The organism is Streptomyces niveiscabiei, from assembly GCF_001419795.1.
In the GTDB taxonomy this organism is placed as follows: Bacteria; Actinomycetota; Actinomycetes; order Streptomycetales; family Streptomycetaceae; genus Streptomyces; species Streptomyces niveiscabiei.
Genome location: NZ_LIRL01000835.1, coordinates 1 through 2,227, shown reverse-complemented (window position 1 = coordinate 2,227; position 2,227 = coordinate 1). Strand labels below are relative to the sequence as shown.

The window sequence follows — 2,227 nt, the reverse complement described above, 5'->3', positions numbered from 1 at the left end:
GGCGGGGAGGGCGCCGGGGGCCCTCACGTCCGTACGGCGCCGGGCCCCTCACGTCCGTACACAGTCGCGACGAAATCCCCACCCGCGTAAACCTCCCGCGCACTTCCCGCGACCCCGGTTCGTACCGGCGTTCGCAGGGGCACGCGTCGGATGCGAGGTGGCTCTCATACGGCGTCGCGGGAGGACCCCCTGCCTTTAGACTCCCTCGCGTGACACCCCGCGGAGCCGTTGGCAAGATGGCCCGAGCGGTAGGCAAGGTGCGGTGACAGGGAGGAAGCGTCTCGTGAGCAGCAGGCCATCCCGAGGCGCTGCTCGCCTCGCGGCGATACTGGACGCCTTGCCGGACGCGTTGGTGCTGGTCAACGCCAACGGGACGGTTGTGAACGCGAACACGATCGCGTTGGAGGCGTTCGAGACGCCGGGGACCGCGCTCGTGGGTCGGGGGCTGCTGGACCTGCTGCCGGAGTTCGACTCGAAGCTGATCCCCGGGTCGATGCGCAGGCCCGATCACATCGATCCGCGCGGGCGGACCAAGCCGGCCCGCATGATCGCCCGCCGTACGGACGGCGTCGAGTTCCCGGTCGAGGTCACGAGCGCGAACCTGGAGAACGGCCAGCAGGCGTACGACGGATACGGCTACTCCCCGGACGAACTGCTGATGCTGGTCGTACGCGACCTGTCCGGCACGGTGGACACGGAAGCGGAGCTGGCCCGCTCGCAGCGGCAGACGGAGATGATCCTGCGGGCGGCGTCGGAGGGCGTCGTGGGGACGGACACGGACGGCCGGATCGTCCTCGTCAACCCCGCCGCCGCGCAGATACTGGGGTACCGGGCCAGTGACCTGGGCGGCAAGGAGCTGCACACCCTCGTCCTGCACTCCCGTCCGGACGGCTCCCCCTTCCCGTACGACGAGTCGCCGCTCGCCGACACCCTGCGCTCGGGGCGCAAGCACCGCGTCCGCGGCCAGGTGCTGTTCGCGAAGAACGGCGACAAGGTCTCGGTGGACCTGACGACGGCGCCGGTACGGGACGGGGACCAGCTGGTCGGCGCGGTGATGACGTTCACCGACCGGCGCCCGTACGACGCGCTCGCGAAGGAGAAGGAGGCCGTCGAGGCCGCCCACGCGGAGGAACTGGAGCGGCTCGGCGAGGAGCACGCCTCCGACCTGACCGCGCTGCGCCAGCAGCACGTCGCGGAGATCGAGGAACTCACCGAGCAGCACGCGGAGGAGATCGCGGCGGGCGAGGACCGGTACGCCGCGCTCGGCGAGCGCGAGAAGGACCGGTACGAGGCTCTCGCGGGCCGGCACGAGCAGTTGCTGACCCTCCTCGGCCGCTCCCTGCGCGGCCCCCTCGACGAGCTGCGCCGCGAACTCGCGACCCTCGCGGCCGACGACGCCGGGCAGCTGTGGCCCGAGGCGAACCAGGTCCTGCACCACCTCTCCGCCGGGTACTCCCGCATCACGACCCTCATCGACAACGTCCTCGGCTACCAGCTCCTCGACACGGGCGAGGCGCAGGTCAGCCGTACGAAGGTGATGCTGGACGCGGTCGTCGCGTCCGGGGTCGACGGCGCGGTCGAGCTGATCGGTCCTGGGCGGGTGCAGTTCGCCGTCCACGCGCCGCCGATCGAGGCCGAGGTCGACGCGCGTCTCCTCGCGACGGCGCTGGCGCACCTCGTCGCGGACGTCGCGGGGGTCGACGCGACCGGCAACGCGCCGGTGTCGGCCGGTGGGTACATGGACAACACGGTCGTCGTGGCCGCCGCCCAGCGCGGGGAGGTCGTCCGGATCGAGGTCCGGGGGCCCTACGGCGGCGGGGACCCCGTGCACGAGCCGATCGTGCGGGGGATCGTGCGGGCGCACGGCGGGGTGCTCCAGACCGTCGAGGTACCGGGGATGAGCGGGAGCGCGTACGTCCTGGAGGTGCCGCTCGGGGGTGGCGCCGGGGTCGTTCCCGCTGTCCCTGTGGAGACGGCCGCTGCCGAGGCGCCCGTGGCGGACGATGCCGGACATCGGCGGGCTCGGCGCAGCTCTGTGGACGCGTTCCTGGAAGGCGACGACGGTGAGGGCGCCGTTCCGCCCACCGGGCGCCGGCGTCGGGGGCGGCCCGCCGCCGAGGCGGACGAGGTCGCTGTCGAGGCGGGCGGCGAGGGGTCCGGGCGACGGCGGGGGCGGCCTGCGCTCGCCGGGGGGCCTGCCCTTGCCGGGGGCGACGGGGTCGCCGAG

1 protein-coding gene is annotated in these 2,227 nt (G+C 73.3%); it reads left to right on the top strand.

What is annotated here, in order from left to right; translation table 11 throughout:
* Positions 1-283 precede the first annotated feature (283 nt).
* The coding region (locus AOK24_RS34830) for a PAS domain-containing sensor histidine kinase (RefSeq protein WP_159052091.1) at positions 284-2,227 on the top strand (1,944 nt) is incomplete at its 3' end.